The organism is Sporomusa malonica (assembly GCF_900176355.1).
GTDB classification, from domain to species: domain Bacteria; phylum Bacillota; class Negativicutes; order Sporomusales; family Sporomusaceae; genus Sporomusa; species Sporomusa malonica.
In genome coordinates this window covers 122,331-138,502 of the sequence record NZ_FWXI01000008.1, presented here as the reverse complement: position 1 = coordinate 138,502, position 16,172 = coordinate 122,331, and the positions used below count along the sequence as shown (strand labels likewise).

Below are 16,172 nucleotides of genomic sequence, written 5' to 3'. Positions count from 1 at the left end.
AATGGGGTGGTTTTTTTCATTGTTTCCATGAAAGAAACCACCCCATGCTGTACTGCCAAATTACAGTAGGGCCGGGTGAAAACAATGCGTGACGGTTATGGTCGTGTAGTTGAAAGTAATGTGTCATATATGTGTACCATAAACGTGACACAAATGTGACGCAAATGAGACACAAGTGTTGCGATTATATCACCGTTTTACCAGGATGCCACGCTCTTTTGCTAGGAAAACGGGTTGGCATGAGAATTGCGAGTTAATAGTTGTAATTACGGGGTATGTCTCAGGTTGCGGTAAAAAAGAGAATATTGCTTCCGATTTATTATCATCCCTACTGGGAGATAATAAACCTTAGGGTATGATGAGTAATTATCGTGCCTGCCATTGTGCAAAGGAAGAGGTACTAAAATTTTTTTAGACCTCTTTTTTTGTTTTTTAATCTATGCACATCTTTTTAGGAGGAGATTTACATGTTTTATCGTGTTAACATGGCCACTCTTACAGTGACCAAAGACGCAGGCGAGCAGTACAAAGGCCTGGCCGGACGGGCGCTCACTTCCAAGATTGTTAAAATTGAGGTTGATGCCAATGCCCATGCGCTTGGGAAGCTCAACAAACTAATTCTTGCACCAGGATTTTTAACTGGTACATTTGCTCCTAATGCTGGTCGTATGTCTTTCGGGGCTAAAAGTCCGCTGACTGGGACGATTAAAGAAAGCAACGTTGGCGGCTTTATCGGCCATAAACTTGCCCGCGCTGGCGCAGAAGCTATTATTGTTGAAGATGTAGCTCAAGATGGTAAACTGTACACGATGGTTGTTACCAAAGACGGGATTAAATTAGAAGAATGCCCTGAACTAAAAGGTCTCAATATTTATGATACTACTGCTAAACTTCAGCAAAAGTACGGACAAAAGGTCGGTATAGCCGCTATCGGTACTGCAGGGGAAAACAAAATGGCCTCAGCTTGTATCGGTGCTACCGACCAGGAGGGTGAACCTACCCGTCAAGCTGGCCGTGGTGGTCTGGGTGCAGTCATGGGCAGTAAAGGCTTAAAAGCTATTGTTGTTGATGATGCTGGTGCTGCCAATATTGCCTTTGCGAATGAGGAAGCCTTTAGAGCTGGTGCGAAGAAACTGGCTAAAGCGCTGACCAGCCATGCCGTAACCGGTCAAGGCCTGCCAACATACGGAACTAACGTGCTTGTTAACATTTTGAACGAAGCTGGCGGCCTGCCGACCAGAAATTTCTCAGAAGGCCGTTTTGAAAACGCTAACGACACTGGCGGCGAAACGATGTATGAAACGATTAAAGCCCGTGGCGCCAACCCAACCCATGCATGCTCACCAGGCTGTATTATTCGTTGCTCGCAAACCTATAAGAATAAAGAGGGCGAAATGGTTACCGGCGGTCTTGAATACGAAACTTGCTGGGGCTTTGGGGCAAACATTGGTGCAAACAACCTTGATGACATTGCCTATATGAACCGTCTATGTGACGATTATGGCGTTGATACGATTGAAATGGCTGTTACTCTAGGGGTGGCAATGGAAGCTGGTATCGCAAAGTTTGGCGATAGCAAAGCTGCTATTGAACTAATCCACGAAATGGGTAAGGCAACTCCGCTTGGCCGGATCTTAGGCGCAGGCGCCGCAGTTACCGGCAAAGTATATGGCGTAACCCGCGTGCCAACCGTTAAAGGCCAAGGCATTCCTGCCTATGACCCCCGTGCTGTTAAAGGTGTTGGCGTAACGTACGCTACCACGACTATGGGAGCTGACCACACTGCCGGATATGTTGTTGCTACCAATATCCTGGGTGTAAGCGGCAAAACTGACCCATTGGCAGCTGAAGGTCAGGTTGATCTGTCCCGTAACTTCCAAATCGCGACCTCCTTTATTGACACTACCGGTTTGTGCCTGTTCGTAGCTTTTGCCATCCTTGATATTCCTGAAGGTATGGAAGGTATTGTTGAGATGTGTAACGCCCGCTACGGCTGGAATTACACCCTTAATGATTACCTCGAACTTGGCAAGGAAGTACTTCGTGACGAGCGTGCCTTTAACAAAGCAGCAGGCTTTGGCGACGAATCCGATGATTTGCCAGACTTCTTCCGCTTTGAATCCCTCAAACCCCATGATGTGGTATTTGATATTCCTAAAGAAGAACTTAAACAAGTATTTAACTTCTAATTATTCTAATGTATTGCTTGAGCCCGGATATTTGTCCGGGCTCCTTTATCCTGTGACTAACCCGCGCTAAGACTCCCTCTTCTATAAGTGGGAGTTTAGGAGGCTTCCCTGGAAGTTGGGCGACTAACCTTCAGCGGGGGTTAAAACCCCACCTGAAGCTAAGTCTACTTTATCGGAATGAACACTGTTTGAAACCTTGCCGAGTGCATCGCTTCAAGAGTAACTAGTCAATGGTATTCAGGCTTAGGAATAGTAGTTATGGAGTAGGTGGAAGCTATGAAGCATTACCAGTTTAGCACTGGAGAAGAAAATATTTCGATACCATTAAAGCCGGATGTTAAGAAAATCTATGTGGAAGTGACCACCAAATGCAACTACTCTTGTATAACTTGTATCCGGCATTCTTGGACTGACCAAATGGGTGACATGTCTATCCAGGTTTTTAACAAGCTGTATGATGATATGAAAGGGTTACCTAGTTTACAATTCGTTCATTTTGGTGGTTTTGGAGAACCGCTTACCCATCCGAATATTTTGGAAATGATTAAAAAATGCAAAGGATTGGGACTGTCTGTTGAAATGATAACAAATGGGTCTATGCTTACGCCTCAAGTAGCATCCCATCTAATAGAAGTAGGGTTAGATTGGATATTTGTTTCTCTCGACGGGCCGGATGATCAATCTTTTGAGACGATAAGACCGGGTGCAAGCTATGATGAGGTTATTAGGAATATTGAGTATTTACAGAAGTTGAAAAAAGAGAAAAAGTCCAATAAACCCGAGCTTGGAGTGGAATTTGTAGCAACTAAACAAAACATTAGGAAACTCCCCGCAATGCCCGCGCTTACAGACCGGATTGGTGCTCATAAGCTGATAGTAACAAATGTTTTGCCATACCATGAAAGCATGAAAGATGAGATTCTTTACGATAATGGATTGGATTTAAATTCGTTTGGACGAGAATCTACTTTTTTATCTGTTAAAGCTGCTCCTAATATGCAACTGCGAACGGCAAGGCATTGCCGCTTTGTTGAAAACAAAGCCTTAACAGTTACTTGGCAGGGGGAAGTCAGTCCATGTTATGCTTTTATGCATAGTTATAGCTGCTACATTATGGGACGTAAAAAGGAAATGTTGGCTCATAGCTTTGGAAATGTGAAGGACAGAAGTATAGAAGAAATTTGGACTACACCCCAATACGCTCGTTTTCGTTGGATGGTGCGGACTGCAGACTACCCCTCATGCACAGATTGCAGACTACTAGATGGTTGTTCTACAGTCTTAACCAATGAGGCTGACTGTTGGGGCAATAATCCAACTTGCTCTGATTGCTTGTGGGCGAGGGATCTAATTATTTGCCCATAATAATAATGTCACATTTTTGTAATGTAAACGTGACGTTATTTACAATTTTAGGTAATATAGATATAAGTTATCAAAAAATATTGCAGGAATTATTAAGCAAATGGCAAAATATAAAGATATGAATCTTTATCAATTATTGGAGGCAGCCATGGAACAAGTAAATGAAGTCATCAAGGAAAAAGTACGCGAATTGGCTAAAGACGGTCGTCTGACATGTGTTCAAGCAACACAACTGGCCAATGCCGAGGGTGTGCCGCCCATTGTTGTCGGCCTGGCAGCTGATGCTGCCAAAGTAAAAATTACTGCCTGTCAGTTAGGTTGTTTTGGGGTCGACAAAGGAGACTGACATGGATTTCTTTGATTGTATCCCACTAGCAAAAGCAACCAGTCTAATTGACAGCAGCCTGCCAGAACTAACAGCAGAACCTGAGGAAGTTGGGCTTATGCAGGCTTTGGGGCGGATCACTGCAGTGGATATTGCCGCTGGTGTTGATCTGCCGCCATTTAGCCGTTCAACGGTTGATGGGTATGCAGTGCTTAGCCGTGATACCTTTGGCGCAGGCGAAGGGGTTCCGGTAATGCTCACTGTTACTGATGAAGTCTTCATGGGACAGTCAACTGAAGCTAGTATTGTTTCCGGACAAGCTGTCATTATGCCGACCGGCGGTATGTTGCCTGCTGGTGCCGATGCTGTGGTTATGCTGGAGCATACAGAACGCTCTGACCATGAAACCCTCCTGGTGCTAAAGCCGGCAGCTCCTGGTGAGAATGTTGTGACTAAAGGCGAAGATATAAAGGCAGGTGCTATGTTTATTGCTGCAGGTACTAAGCTAACGCCAGCCGAAATTGGCGCACTGGCTGCCTGTGGTATTGACAAGGTAAAAGTACGGCAGCGGCTGAAGGTCGGGATTATCTCCACCGGCGATGAAGTGGTCGATGTGAGCACTGTACCAGTGGGCGGTCAGGTACGTGATGTCAATTCCTATACTTTGGCAGCCATGTTGACCGAAGCCGGGTGTCATGTGACTAGCTATGGGATTATTAAGGATAATTACGATGAGCTGTTGGCAGCTGTTAGTAAAGGGGTTAACGAAAACCAACTGGTACTGGCCTCAGGCGGTAGCTCAGTCGGAGCTAGGGATCATACTGTTCAGATTATAGAAGAGCTTGGGCGGCAGAAGGTAGTCTTTCACGGATTAGCCGTTAAACCTGGTAAGCCAACAATTTTTGGGATGGTTGGTAGAGTGCCGGTATTTGGGTTGCCCGGACATCCGGTAGCGGCGATGACTATTTGCCAAATGTTGGTTATCCCGGTAGTTAAGAGGCTGCAGGGGTTGAAAGCACTAAAAGCAGGCTGCAAGATTTCTGCGAGATTGACCAGGAATTGTGCCTCTGCTCCTGGGAGAGATGATTTTTTGCGGGTAAAGCTAATTTGGCTGGAGGGAGAATATCGCGCAGAACCGGTATTAGGAAAATCGGGACTGATCAGCGTTATGACACAAGCGGATGGCGTCGTACAGGTGCCTGAGGGCAGCAGTGGTTTATATGCCGGAGATGTGGTAACTGTCGAAGTAATGAGGGAGGCCTAACATGCATAAGGGAAAGGCATACCTGGAATGTTTACCTAGGGAAAGAACCGGGGAGTTGTGGCAGAGCAGGCTAATAGCTGCAGGCTATTTTTCCAGTCTGCCTGTTGAAACACTGCTGATTGGACAGGCGTTGGGACGGGTCACTGCTGGCTGTACCTATGCCAAACAATCAGTACCCCATTATAACGGGTCAGCCATGGACGGAATTGCCGTGCGGGCTCAGGATTCCTTTGGCGCAGCCGAGACCAATCCGGTACGGTTAACTTTGTTGAAAAATAATGAGCCCTTTGTTCCTGGCAGCTGTTATATCGTTGATACCGGCGATTTAATGCCTGCTGGAACAAATTCGGTCATTATGATTGAAGATGTACATATTGACGGAAATTCTGCTGAGATCATTGCTGCTGCCACACCCTGGCAGCATGTCCGCATTATTGGTGAAGATATTGTCGCCAATGAGATGGTATTACCTGAACATCAGTTGGTTACGCCACCAGATATTGCGGCTTTATTAGCTGCCGGGCTTGAAACAATTGACGTTGTAGCTAAGCCTAAAGTTACTGTTATCCCGACCGGCACCGAACTTGTGGCACGGTCACAGGATCTGAAACCAGGAGCCATCCTTGATGTTAACTCCCATATGCTGTGTGCGGCAGTATCTACCTGGGGTGGTGAACCGGTACGCCACGAGATTGTGCCAGATAATTATGAACAGATAAAACAAGCAGTTGCCAAAAGTCTTGAAACAAGTGACATGGTTATTACAAACGCCGGAACTTCAGCAGGTACTGAGGATTTTACTTCACGAATTTTGTCTGAGCTTGGCGAGGTATTGGTGCACGGAGTGGCCATTAAGCCTGGAAAACCGGTGGTGCTGGCACTCTGTAACGGCAAGCCGGTTATCGGTCTGCCTGGATACCCAGTCTCAGCCATGTTGACTGCTGAACTGTTTGTCAGAGATGTGCTGTACCAGCGGCAAAGGCTTCCTAAACCACAACTGCAGGAAGTTCCGGCAGTGTTAGCCCGCCAGCTCTATTCGCATGTAGGTGTAGAGGAATTTGTGCGCGTGTCTGTCGCCTCAATCCAAGGGAAAACAGTAGCTGCACCGCTTAGCCGCGGGGCGGGAATCATATCATCACTTATTAAAGCCCAAGGTGTTATCTCTGTCGGTGAAAACAGTCCAGGCCTGGCGGCTGGTGCCGAGGTCAAGGTAAAACTGTTTAGTCAACAGCAGCTAAATACATTGCTAGCTGTCGGCAGCCATGATTTGGCCCTGGATATTCTGGGGGTATTCCTAAAACGTCAGACCAACATGCTGCTTACAGCCGCTAATGTTGGTAGCATGGGCGGCATTATGGCGATAAAGAATGGAGAGGCCCATATTGCCGGTATTCACCTGCTTGACGACAAAACAGGAGAATACAATATTTCCTTTGTGAACAAATATTTGGCTAACATAAACTGGCAATTGGTGCGGCTGGCCCGGCGTGATCAGGGCCTGATGGTCTTGCCTGGCAATCCAAAGAATATTAAAGGCTTAAGTGATTTAATCAGGGAAGACATTGCCTATGTAAATCGGCAGCGCGGTTCAGGAACCAGGATGCTGTTGGATTATTTGCTGCCTAAACAGGGCGTGGCTTGCAGCACGATTGACGGCTACGAAAAAGAAGTCAGCACCCATATGGCAGTCGCTGCCACCATTACTGCCGGTGCAGCTGATACCGGTATGGGTATCAGGGCGGCGGCGATGGCATTGGGGCTCGAGTTTATCCCGATATCACACGAGTGTTATGATATTATTTTGAATTTCCCGCCTGGGGATTTAATGGCTGACATGATAGTTAGTATCCTGAAATCGCCTGAATTCCGCCAGGAAGTTGAGCGGCTGGGTGGGTACGATTTATCAGAAGCAGGCACAATACTTGCAATTAACAAGGAACTAGGAGAGTGATCAGCATGGTGTTAGAGGTTCGGCTGTTTGCTACACTTCGCAATTATTTTCCTGATAAGCCAGGCGGTGTGCTGTCAATGGAAGCCGCGGAGGGTAGTACGATTGATGAGCTTATTGCTAGGCTTCCTCTTAATCCTGATGAGATTAAGATTATTATGGTGAATGGCGTACAGGCTCAGCCTGGCCAGGCACTAAAGAGCGGCGATCGGGTAGGTTTATTCCCGCCGGTAGGCGGGGGTTAAAGAAGCTAACGGAAGGAGTTCAGACACACTAATGGAACTTACACACTTTAATAACTCAGGCAAGGCACGCATGGTTGACGTAACTGTGAAAGATGAAACCAAGCGTGAGGCTGTAGCCGAAGGACGGATTACCATGAAGCAGTCTACTCTTAGCCTGGTGAAACAGGGAGCTATGGGTAAAGGCGATGTCTTAGGTGTAGCCCAGGTGGCTGGGGTAATGGGCGCCAAGCGGACCTGGGATCTGATTCCTATGTGCCATCCGCTCCTTTTGACAGGCGTTAATCTTGAATTTGCTATTGATGACATTGCCAATGCCGTTGAAATTCGGGCTGTGGTCAAAACCACCGGTAAGACTGGGGTGGAAATGGAAGCTTTAACGGCTGTATCAGTGGCGGCGTTGACAATTTATGATATGTGTAAAGCTGTAGACAAAGGCATGACAATCGAATATGTCCGCCTACGAGCTAAGTCAGGCGGCAAGAGCGGCGACTATATACGGGAGGAATAACCTATGCAAGGAAAGATTATAGCTGTTTGTACCAGTAAGAATAAGGGTGAACGCAAAAAAAACGTGGGAAAGGCAAATCTTTTAGTTGGACTTGGTCTTGAAGGCGATGCTCATGCTGGGTTTAAACACCGTCAGGTAAGCTTGCTGGCCCTAGAAAGCATCGAAAAAATGCGCAAAATGGGACTAGATGTCCATCCAGGAGATTTTGCCGAGAACATTACTACCGAGGGGCTTAATCTGCCGGTCCTGCCAATCGGTACTAAGCTCAAGATTGGGGATGTACTGATGGAGGTCAGTCAAATCGGCAAAGAGTGTCACACCCGCTGCAATATCTACTATCAGGCTGGCGACTGCGTTATGCCGAAGGAAGGTATATTTGCCATTGTAATCACTGGTGGCTTGGTGGCTAATGGCGATACAATTGAGGTGATTGAAAGTGTTTAGCATTGGGATTATTACCGCAAGTGACAAAGGTTCGCGTGGCGAACGTGAGGACTTGAGCGGGAAGGTCATTGCCGAAATGTTAGCAGAGCTTGGCGAGGTCAAGCATTATGTAATTGTTCCTGATGAGCGCCAGGCACTTAGCCAAACAATGATTGATATGGCAGACAACCTGAAGATTGATCTGATTCTGACAACCGGTGGCACTGGTTTTGGGCCGCGTGATGTAACGCCTGAGGCTACCTTAGAAGTGATTGACAGACATGTGCCAGGTATTCCTGAGGTTATGCGTGCCAAGTCTTTGGAAAAAACCTCGCGCGCCATGCTGTCGAGGGCGGCTGCTGGTTTGCGCGGACGCACACTCATTATTAATTTGCCAGGAAGTCCCAAAGGAGTCCGGGAATGCCTGGAGTTTATACTCCCGGCCCTGGAGCATGGCCTGGAAATTATGAAAGGTGAAGCCAGCGAATGCGCCAGGCCGTAACCTATTGAATAATTGCATATAAATCTTCGAGTCTGTAGGTCTAAAGCCAAGGCTATGACTGCTGACCGTTAGGTACTTCGGGAAACTGGAGTACCTTCCATTGCGAAAAGAAGAAATTAATACCGGTAAAAAACCGGCATTGCTAAGTTTCTTCGCAATGCCGGTTTTTCTATATGGGTATGTAGAGGGAGGGAATTCGAGCAGCGGTATGGGGGTTCCTGGAAAAAAACTTAATTAAAAGAATGAGGTGTCACTATGCTAAGAAAAGTAATGAAAGTGGCTGTGTTTATGTTGGTCATTCTTATGTCATTCATTCTAACGGCTTGCCAAAAAGCGCCAGAATCAGCGGTGCCGACCCCAGCTAAACCTGAAGTGATTTTGGCTACAACAACCAGCACTCAAGACAGTGGTTTGTTGGATGTTGTCATTCCAGCCTTCGAAAAGAAAACAGGCTATAAAATCAAAACCATTTCTGTTGGTACCGGCCAGGCGTTAGCTATGGGGGAAAAAGGTGAGGCTGACGTGCTGTTAGTTCATGCGCCTGATGCTGAGAAAAAAGTAGTTGCTTCTGGGGCTGCCATTAACCGGCGCATGGTCATGCACAACGACTTTGTGCTTGTTGGCCCGGCTGAAGATTCGGCCCAAATCAAAGGCAAGAGTGTTGTAGATTCGCTGAAGGCAATCAGTGGGGCTAAAGCCTCCTTCATATCACGCGGCGATGATTCTGGTACCCATAAATTGGAGCAAAATTTATGGAAAGCCACTGGAATTAAACCACAAGGCAACTCCTGGTACCAAGAAGCCGGAGCTGGTATGGGACAAACGTTAAAAATCGCGGATGAGAAAAAAGGCTATACAATGGCCGACCGGGCTACCTATTTGGCACAAGCAAAAAATATTTCGTTAAAAGTATTGGTCGAAGGTGATGCCAAACTCCTTAATATTTACCATGTGATGGAAGTAAACCCGGAGAAGTTTAATAAAGTAAATAAAGAAGGAGCCAAGGCGTTTGCCGACTATTTGCTGTCAAGTGAAGGTCAGGCTCTGATTGCTGCCTTTGGCAAAGACAAGTATGGCCAGGCGCTGTTTACTGCTGACGGCGGCAAGACCGAGAAAGATTTCGGGCTATAATCTCTATTCATAAAAAGGGACAGGATAAGTTATGGATACTATTTGGTGCGACCCTGAAATACTGGCAGTTACATGGCTGACGATTAAGGTGTCAGGACTGGCTACTCTAATAAGTGTCATTTTGGGGATTCCACTTGGTTTATGGTTGGCTCTCCATGAGTTTCCTGGAAAAAAGATTATCGTTAGTATAGTTAACTTCGGAATGGGTCTGCCGCCTGTTGTTGTTGGCTTGGTTGTGAGTCTAATGCTATGGCGGTATGGACCCCTGGGGATATTAGGGATTATGTATACTCCGTGGGCTATGATCATTGCTCAATCTGTTATTGCCAGTCCAATTATAGCCGGTTTATCGTTTGCTGCCATAAGCAGTTTGAATCCTAAGCTGCGGCTTCAGCTTTTATCGTTGGGGGCTTCAAAATGGCAAGCCCACCGGCTGCTTATTCGCGAAGCACGGTTGGGGTTGTTAGCTGCGGTAATGGCTGGTTTTGGCGGTGTAGTATCAGAGGTAGGCGCATCCATGATGGTAGGCGGTAATATCAAGGGTCAAACCAGGGTATTAACAACCGCCACTGTTATGGAAGTGGGTAAGGGCAACTATGATACCGCCTTGGCACTCAGTTTTGTCCTGTTAGTAGTCGCATATAGCATTGTTGCCGCCTTAACCTATTTGCAGAACCGGACGGCGAAATGAGTGCACGCGGAGGGACTATGGAAAAAAAAATTATAGAACTGTCTGGAGTCAAAGTATATCGTAATAACCAGTTAACCTTAGATATTGAACAATTGGCAGTAGCGTCAGGGGAGCTCATAGCAGTATCGGGTGCTAATGGTGCGGGCAAGAGTACGCTTTTGCAGGTGCTAAATATGCTGCTGCCGTATCAGCAAGGCTTGCTTACTCTGTTTGGTCAGGATGTTGCTAAAGGCGGGCAAGAAAATGCCCGCCGCCTGAGCTCAATGATGTTTCAGGAAACTTTGCTTGTTGATGGTACGGTGTATGATAATGTGGCGCTGCCGCTCAAATTCCGCAGCTACCCGCAAGCACAGATTACAGAACAGGTAATGGCAGTGCTCAAGACTTTTCAGTGCCACCATTTAGCTGACCGCCAGGCTAAACAGTTGTCAGGCGGTGAGGCACAGCGGGTGGGGTTGGCGCGAGCGCTTGTATATCGCCCCCAACTGCTGCTCTTAGATGAACCGTTTGCAGCTCTTGATACTGCGTCGCGTACGGCCATCTTGACTGATTTGAAACAGGTGGCTACGCTAAATCAACTGACAGTTCTGCTTATCAGTCACAATTTTAATGATGTGCTGTATTTCGCCGACAGGGTAGTGGTTTTAGCCGATGGCCGCATCATTCAGGACGACTGCCCAGAAGTTGTCCTTCGTCGCCCAGCCAGCCGCGAAGTGGCTGTTTTAGTTGATATGGACAATATTCTGCCCTGTCAGGTAGAAGTCAGCGGTCAGGAAGCAATTTTTCATTTGCCTGGCGGCCTTGCCTTTAAACGCAACAGTGCTACTAGTCAAAACCACTCCTTATATACTAAGGCAAATGCTTGTTGTCTGCCTGGTGATGCAATTTATATCCTTAATGAAGGTTCGGCCCTTAGGCAATTGCCGATGGTGACTGTCTGCGGAACTGTAGCTGGAATTACTCCAGGTATTGGGGCTTACAAAATTAGAGTTGAGGCTAGAGGCTTGTCCCTGACAGTAAGAGCACCCCGTGAACAGATATTAACCTTAACTTCAGGCAGTAACGTCGAAGTGGCTTTTAGCCCTGATGAGGTTCAGCTTGTATAATGAGTGTTATAGTTCAATAACAGCTTGTTCCACGCGTTTAATACCAGGTGTTTGCTCAAGCTCGTCCATGAGTTTGAACAATGCCTGGTCTTTATTTTTGGCTTCAATCATAACATCAAAATCCTGACCGACTTCTTTGGCCATAGTCAGGAAAGGCAGGAAATCAGACAGTTTTACATTATCGGCATGACTACGGCTATCTTTATCATCTCTTGGACTCGATACATGGATTTTAGGCGTAACCCCAGCCCAGGTTCTGATAATGTCAGGCCACAGGTTAGCCAGGCTTTCTCCGCTATTTATGCAGGTATGGTGGTGAATATCAAGCACCATAGGGCTGCCGATTTTTTGGCAAAGGTCGAGAACATCGGCAGCCGTGTATACTTTATCATCATTTTCGACCATGAGTCGCAGGCGGATACGGTCAGGCAATTGGTTAAACCGGGCAATAAATCGATCAAGCGAGGCTTCTTTCGCTTTGTACAGCCCGCCGACATGGATTACCAACTGCGGAGCAGGCGGCAGGCCCATAGCTTCCAACATCTTAACATGATAGTCAAGATCATTAATTGATGCTGTTAGAATTTCTTCTTTGGGGCTATTTAATAGTGTATAATGATCAGGATGCGCGCTTACCCGCATATTACGACTTTTAATATAATCACCAATTTCCCGCCACTCGTCAGCAAACTCTTCGATGTAGTTCCAGTCAGCAGTGACAGGGTGAGTCGCCAGTGGCACTGTTTTAGAGGTAAAACGGTAGACATATACATCGTGGCCTGAATTGTACCTGAGAATACGAAGTGTATTGGCTAAGTTTTCTCGTGTTAACCGGCGCAGACGGTGGATTCGGCCTTCTGGGTCAGCAATCTTTTCAAGGGTTTTTATTGTAACGGTTTTATTTGGTGAACCTTCGGCAATGTTAAGAGCGATTGCTACATAACCAAACCGTACTCGCATGGGCAGCTACCTCTTTTTTCGTAAAGATTCATATTCAGCATACATTATAGTATATATTATAACGAAACATATTACTGGTTACTCGGAAAAGGGTGAAAAACGTTTCCTTTGCTTAAAGCAGGGTTTACTAGGTGTGTTGGCGAATAAGTAACTCGGTTAGTGCTGGTTATATTTGGCATAATAATGAAGGAGCTGATTGTTGGATGAGGGCTAATTTTGTGCAAGAACTTGCGGGTATTCGCGAGGCTGTGAAATTAATGGGTGAAAAGACTACGTTATCAGTAATCACAGCAGTCAACTCCTTTGCAGGCAATAACGTGGAGTCGGCGATGCGTTCAAGGCAATATGAAAAAGAAGTCGATTCTATGTATAAAGAGATTGACGATCGATGTATTACCACAATTGCAACTCAGCAGCCGGCTGCAGTAGATTTACGATTTTTAGTGTCAACCATTAAAATTGCCAACGAGATTGAGCGGGTAGCCGATTATGCCAACAATATCGCTAAAATAGTCCAAAAAAAATTCCCCAGACTGGATCTAACCGCCCTTGACCCTCTGTCAGAACGGGTAATTGAGCTTGGTAATATGGCAGCAGGTATGCTGGCTGATTCCATTAAAGCATATGAAACTAATGATGCCGACTTGGCCAGCCAGGTAAGAGAACGCGATGCTGTTGTTAATAAGCTGAATAAGGCATTGCTTAAAGAAATTTTGAATATTGCCATGGCTAACCCTAACAATCAGGAAGTTGTATTGGAATATAATGTGGCTATTCGGTATATTGAAAGAGTAGCTGACAGGGCGACAAATATCGCTGAATGGGTATTCTATGTTGCTACCGGTTTTAGAATGAGAGATAAAAAGTCCTAGGAGTGAGAAACGCTTGTCCAAACCTATCTATGTAATTGGCCATCGTAATCCTGATACTGACTCTATTTGTTCCGCAATTGCTTATGCACACCTTAAAAAAGCTTTGGGCGAGCATGTAATCCCGGCACGTGCCGGAAAAATCAACGCTGAAACTAAATATGTACTGGACTTCTTTGGCGTACAGTCGCCCCAGCTTATCCTTGACATGTATCCGCGGGCCAAAGATGTTATGCACGAAAAACTTGTTGCCATTCATCCCTGGAATACCCTGAGAAAGCTTGGCCAGCTTATCAAACAGCATAGTGTAAAATCAATTCCTGTTGTAGAGAGTGACGGCAATTTAGTGGGCATAGTCACTGTCGGAGATTTGGCTGAACGGTATGTAAATGAACTGGGAATGCAAGATTTGCGAGAAACCGGAGTTGACTATGGTGGAATTCTTAGGTGTCTTAACGGGACACTCATTTGTGGTGGAGATTTATCCAGAAGAATTATTGGCAGCGTTAAAATTGCTGCTTCCCGTACCGAAACCATGGCCAAAGTGATTAAACCTGGTGACATTGTTCTGGTTGGCAACCGTACCGATGTTCAGCTGACCTGTATTGAGGTCGGTGTCGCTTGCTTGATTGTAACTGGTGATTTTGATGTGGCAACAGAGGTTGAAACTGCCGCTCAGGCGGCAGGAACGTATATTATCAGGGCACCTTATGATACCTATACCTGCGGGCGGCTTATCAACCAAAGCATTCCAGTGGGAAAAATCATGAAACCTGCTGTAACTGCTTTTAAACCTGACGATATGGTTGCCGATATAAAAAGCATTATTATTCGTACTGGATACCGCAATTATCCTGTTGTCCAAAATGGTAAGTTAGTCGGACTCATTGACCGTGACCGGCTTATTGTGCCAGAGCGTGACCAAATTATTTTAATTGACCATAACGAGCGTTCACAGGCGGTAGACGGTATAGAGGAAGTTAAAATTCTTGAGATTGTTGACCATCACCGGCTGGGGGGGCTAGAAACCAGTGAACCCATCTTTATTAGGCATGAGCCGGTGGGATCTACGGCCACTATTGTTGCTAACATGCATTGGCATAGAAATGTTCCAATACCTGCGGATATTGCTGGAATTTTACTTGCTGCCATTCTGTCAGACACAGTATTGTTTAAATCGCCGACAGCAACCGAAAAGGACCGTGATACCGCAACCAAACTGGCTCAAATTGCCCAGCTTGACATCCAGGAGTTTGGCATGTCTATGCTTAAAGCCGGTTCGGTTATTGACAAGTTGACTCCAAGCGATATTATCGCTACCGACCTGAAAGAATTTCAGATTGGTGAATATTATGTTGCTATTAGTCAAATCTCAGTTATGGACCCAGAAGCGGTGCTAAAACAGCAAACAGAGCTCAAAATTGCCTTGCAGGCGATCTGTGAGAAAGAGCAGTACAATATGGCGATCTTGCTTGTCACAGGCATATTGGATGAGGCTACTTATCTGCTGCATTATGGGCAGCCATCAGGGCTAATCGCTGCCGCTTTTGGCGAGGGAAGACCAGATGGTACATGGTATTTGCCTGGTGTAATGTCGCGAAAAAAACAGGTAGTACCGCCATTGATTGATGCCGTTCGGCAGCTTTAACTTGAAAATATAATGAAAGCTGTTGGCGTTATGTGGTATAATTATGTCCAGAATTCACATGTGGGAAGGAATGCGGAAAACATGACTACTTATACCACCAGCGGCGTATGCGCAAAAAAAATCGATTTTATCGTAGAAGACGGTATTGTAAAAAAGATTGAATTTCAATCCGGCTGCTCAGGCAATCTCCAAGGCGTAAGCCGGCTTGCTGAAGGAATGAAGGTTGAAGAGGTTATTAGCAGGCTAAAAGGGATTAAATGCGGCGATAAAGCTTCTTCCTGTCCTGACCAGTTAGCTCAGGCGTTAGCTGAGTTAAAAGCTAAATAAGAGAGTGGGCGGCGTAATAGTCGCCTTTTCTATTCTTTAAAATGTGAGGAGTACCAGCTATGTACTGTGAAATCACCTATCAGATGACAGGTGAACGTTGGGGAATATTTCCTCGCGATATTGGTGAATTTCAGGCACGAATGTGGGATACAGATGGTATAAATAATAGTGACAGTAACGATACTATTATCAAGAAGTCGGTCAGCATTGAGATTATGTCATGTTCATTTACCCCAGATAAAAAAAATAAGCGTCATAAAGAGGCGCTAGAGGGCTTGATTGGCCGGTTAGAGAAGGCCGGCTGGGAGCAGCTGCCTGAACGTGGAGTAGAATGGTATAATATCAGGTTTCGTAAAATTGCGCCTAAATAGGCACTCGAACTATTGACACTAACTAATTTATCTGGTATATTCATTTGCAACAGCATATAAAAATGCAATGAATGGGATAAGTAAATAAACTGCGCTATTTTCAGAGAGCCGGGGGGTGGTGTGACTCGGTAGGCGTGCTTATTGAAATACCCCCGTGAGCAGCAGGTCGAAAGGTACCAAGTAGACTGCGCCGGAACGCCACCGTTATCATAGGCTAGGGTATCGGATTTCCTGTACCTGAAAAGAGCGGCTTGCTATTTAGCAAGCAGGGTGGTACCGCGAGTAAAGTCTCGTCCCTGT

17 protein-coding genes, 2 riboswitches and 1 other annotated feature (1 of these 20 only partly in view) are annotated in these 16,172 nt (G+C 46.0%); of the genes, 16 read left to right on the top strand and 1 reads right to left on the bottom strand.

Annotated elements, in window-relative coordinates; all coding sequences use genetic code 11:
• Positions 1 to 297: 297 nt before the first annotated feature.
• A riboswitch (molybdenum cofactor riboswitch) is annotated at positions 298 to 408 on the top strand.
• A 59-nt stretch (positions 409 to 467) separates the two neighbouring features.
• The 12 genes from B9A22_RS11375 (at position 468) to B9A22_RS11320 (ending at position 11,697) form a co-directional block, all read left to right on the top strand.
• On the top strand, positions 468 to 2,189 hold the full coding sequence (locus B9A22_RS11375; RefSeq protein WP_084575845.1) for an aldehyde ferredoxin oxidoreductase family protein: 1,722 nt from the start codon (positions 468 to 470) through the stop codon (positions 2,187 to 2,189).
• Positions 2,190 to 2,465: 276 nt separating this feature from the next.
• On the top strand, positions 2,466 to 3,554 hold the full coding sequence (locus B9A22_RS11370; RefSeq protein WP_084575844.1) for a tungsten cofactor oxidoreductase radical SAM maturase: 1,089 nt from the start codon (positions 2,466 to 2,468) through the stop codon (positions 3,552 to 3,554).
• A 100-nt stretch (positions 3,555 to 3,654) separates the two neighbouring features.
• Positions 3,655 to 3,900 carry a hypothetical protein gene (locus B9A22_RS11365; RefSeq protein WP_245823961.1) on the top strand — a complete coding sequence of 82 codons (246 nt, stop codon included), beginning with the start codon at positions 3,655 to 3,657 and terminating at the stop codon, positions 3,898 to 3,900.
• A 1-nt stretch (position 3,901) separates the two neighbouring features.
• Positions 3,902 to 5,143, top strand: a complete 1,242-nt coding sequence (locus B9A22_RS11360; RefSeq protein ID WP_084575843.1) for a molybdopterin molybdotransferase MoeA — start codon at positions 3,902 to 3,904, stop codon at positions 5,141 to 5,143.
• Position 5,144: 1 nt separating this feature from the next.
• A complete protein-coding gene (locus tag B9A22_RS11355) occupies positions 5,145 to 7,094 on the top strand; it encodes a molybdopterin biosynthesis protein (protein ID WP_084575842.1) in 1,950 nt (649 codons plus the stop codon).
• Positions 7,095 to 7,099: 5 nt separating this feature from the next.
• On the top strand, positions 7,100 to 7,336 hold the full coding sequence (locus B9A22_RS11350) for a MoaD/ThiS family protein (protein WP_084575841.1): 237 nt from the start codon (positions 7,100 to 7,102) through the stop codon (positions 7,334 to 7,336).
• A gap of 31 nt (positions 7,337 to 7,367) precedes the next feature.
• Positions 7,368 to 7,844, top strand: coding sequence for a cyclic pyranopterin monophosphate synthase MoaC (gene moaC / locus B9A22_RS11345; protein WP_084575840.1), 477 nt, complete (start codon positions 7,368 to 7,370; stop codon positions 7,842 to 7,844).
• 3 nt (positions 7,845 to 7,847) lie between these two features.
• A complete protein-coding gene (locus B9A22_RS26055) occupies positions 7,848 to 8,288 on the top strand; it encodes an MOSC domain-containing protein (RefSeq protein WP_084575839.1) in 441 nt (146 codons plus the stop codon).
• The gene (locus B9A22_RS26050) at positions 8,281 to 8,769 is read left to right on the top strand and encodes a MogA/MoaB family molybdenum cofactor biosynthesis protein (protein ID WP_084575838.1); all 489 of its coding nucleotides are present in this window, start codon (positions 8,281 to 8,283) and stop codon (positions 8,767 to 8,769) included. Before B9A22_RS26055 ends, B9A22_RS26050 begins: the two co-directional genes overlap by 8 nt.
• 12 nt (positions 8,770 to 8,781) lie before the next feature.
• A riboswitch (molybdenum cofactor riboswitch) is annotated at positions 8,782 to 8,898 on the top strand.
• Between the two features lie 126 nt (positions 8,899 to 9,024).
• Positions 9,025 to 9,900, top strand: coding sequence for an ABC transporter substrate-binding protein (locus tag B9A22_RS11330; RefSeq protein ID WP_084575837.1), 876 nt, complete (start codon positions 9,025 to 9,027; stop codon positions 9,898 to 9,900).
• A gap of 31 nt (positions 9,901 to 9,931) precedes the next feature.
• Positions 9,932 to 10,591, top strand: a complete 660-nt coding sequence (locus B9A22_RS11325) for an ABC transporter permease (protein ID WP_084575836.1) — start codon at positions 9,932 to 9,934, stop codon at positions 10,589 to 10,591.
• A 17-nt stretch (positions 10,592 to 10,608) separates the two neighbouring features.
• Positions 10,609 to 11,697 carry an ABC transporter ATP-binding protein gene (locus tag B9A22_RS11320; protein WP_176215489.1) on the top strand — a complete coding sequence of 363 codons (1,089 nt, stop codon included), beginning with the start codon at positions 10,609 to 10,611 and terminating at the stop codon, positions 11,695 to 11,697.
• Between the two features lie 6 nt (positions 11,698 to 11,703).
• On the opposite strand, the gene uvsE is transcribed toward B9A22_RS11320, so the two are convergent.
• Complete coding sequence (uvsE, locus tag B9A22_RS11315; protein WP_084575834.1) at positions 11,704 to 12,657, bottom strand: UV DNA damage repair endonuclease UvsE; 954 nt, start codon at positions 12,655 to 12,657, stop codon at positions 11,704 to 11,706.
• 203 nt (positions 12,658 to 12,860) lie between these two features.
• Here uvsE and phoU point away from each other — a divergent pair, with 203 nt between their 5' ends.
• Genes phoU through B9A22_RS11295 form a run of 4 tightly spaced genes read left to right on the top strand, consistent with a single transcriptional unit; the run spans position 12,861 to position 15,872 of the window.
• Complete coding sequence (gene phoU / locus B9A22_RS11310; protein WP_084575833.1) at positions 12,861 to 13,529, top strand: phosphate signaling complex protein PhoU; 669 nt, start codon at positions 12,861 to 12,863, stop codon at positions 13,527 to 13,529.
• 13 nt (positions 13,530 to 13,542) lie between these two features.
• Positions 13,543 to 15,174: a putative manganese-dependent inorganic diphosphatase gene (locus tag B9A22_RS11305; RefSeq protein WP_084575832.1), complete on the top strand. Its 1,632-nt coding sequence runs from the start codon at positions 13,543 to 13,545 to the stop codon at positions 15,172 to 15,174.
• Positions 15,175 to 15,186: 12 nt separating this feature from the next.
• A complete protein-coding gene (locus tag B9A22_RS11300) occupies positions 15,187 to 15,501 on the top strand; it encodes a TIGR03905 family TSCPD domain-containing protein (protein WP_342747826.1) in 315 nt (104 codons plus the stop codon).
• Positions 15,502 to 15,560: 59 nt separating this feature from the next.
• Positions 15,561 to 15,872 carry a hypothetical protein gene (locus tag B9A22_RS11295; protein ID WP_084575830.1) on the top strand — a complete coding sequence of 104 codons (312 nt, stop codon included), beginning with the start codon at positions 15,561 to 15,563 and terminating at the stop codon, positions 15,870 to 15,872.
• Between the two features lie 58 nt (positions 15,873 to 15,930).
• Positions 15,931 to 16,172 (top strand) — a binding site (T-box leader) (it continues 1 nt past the right edge of the window).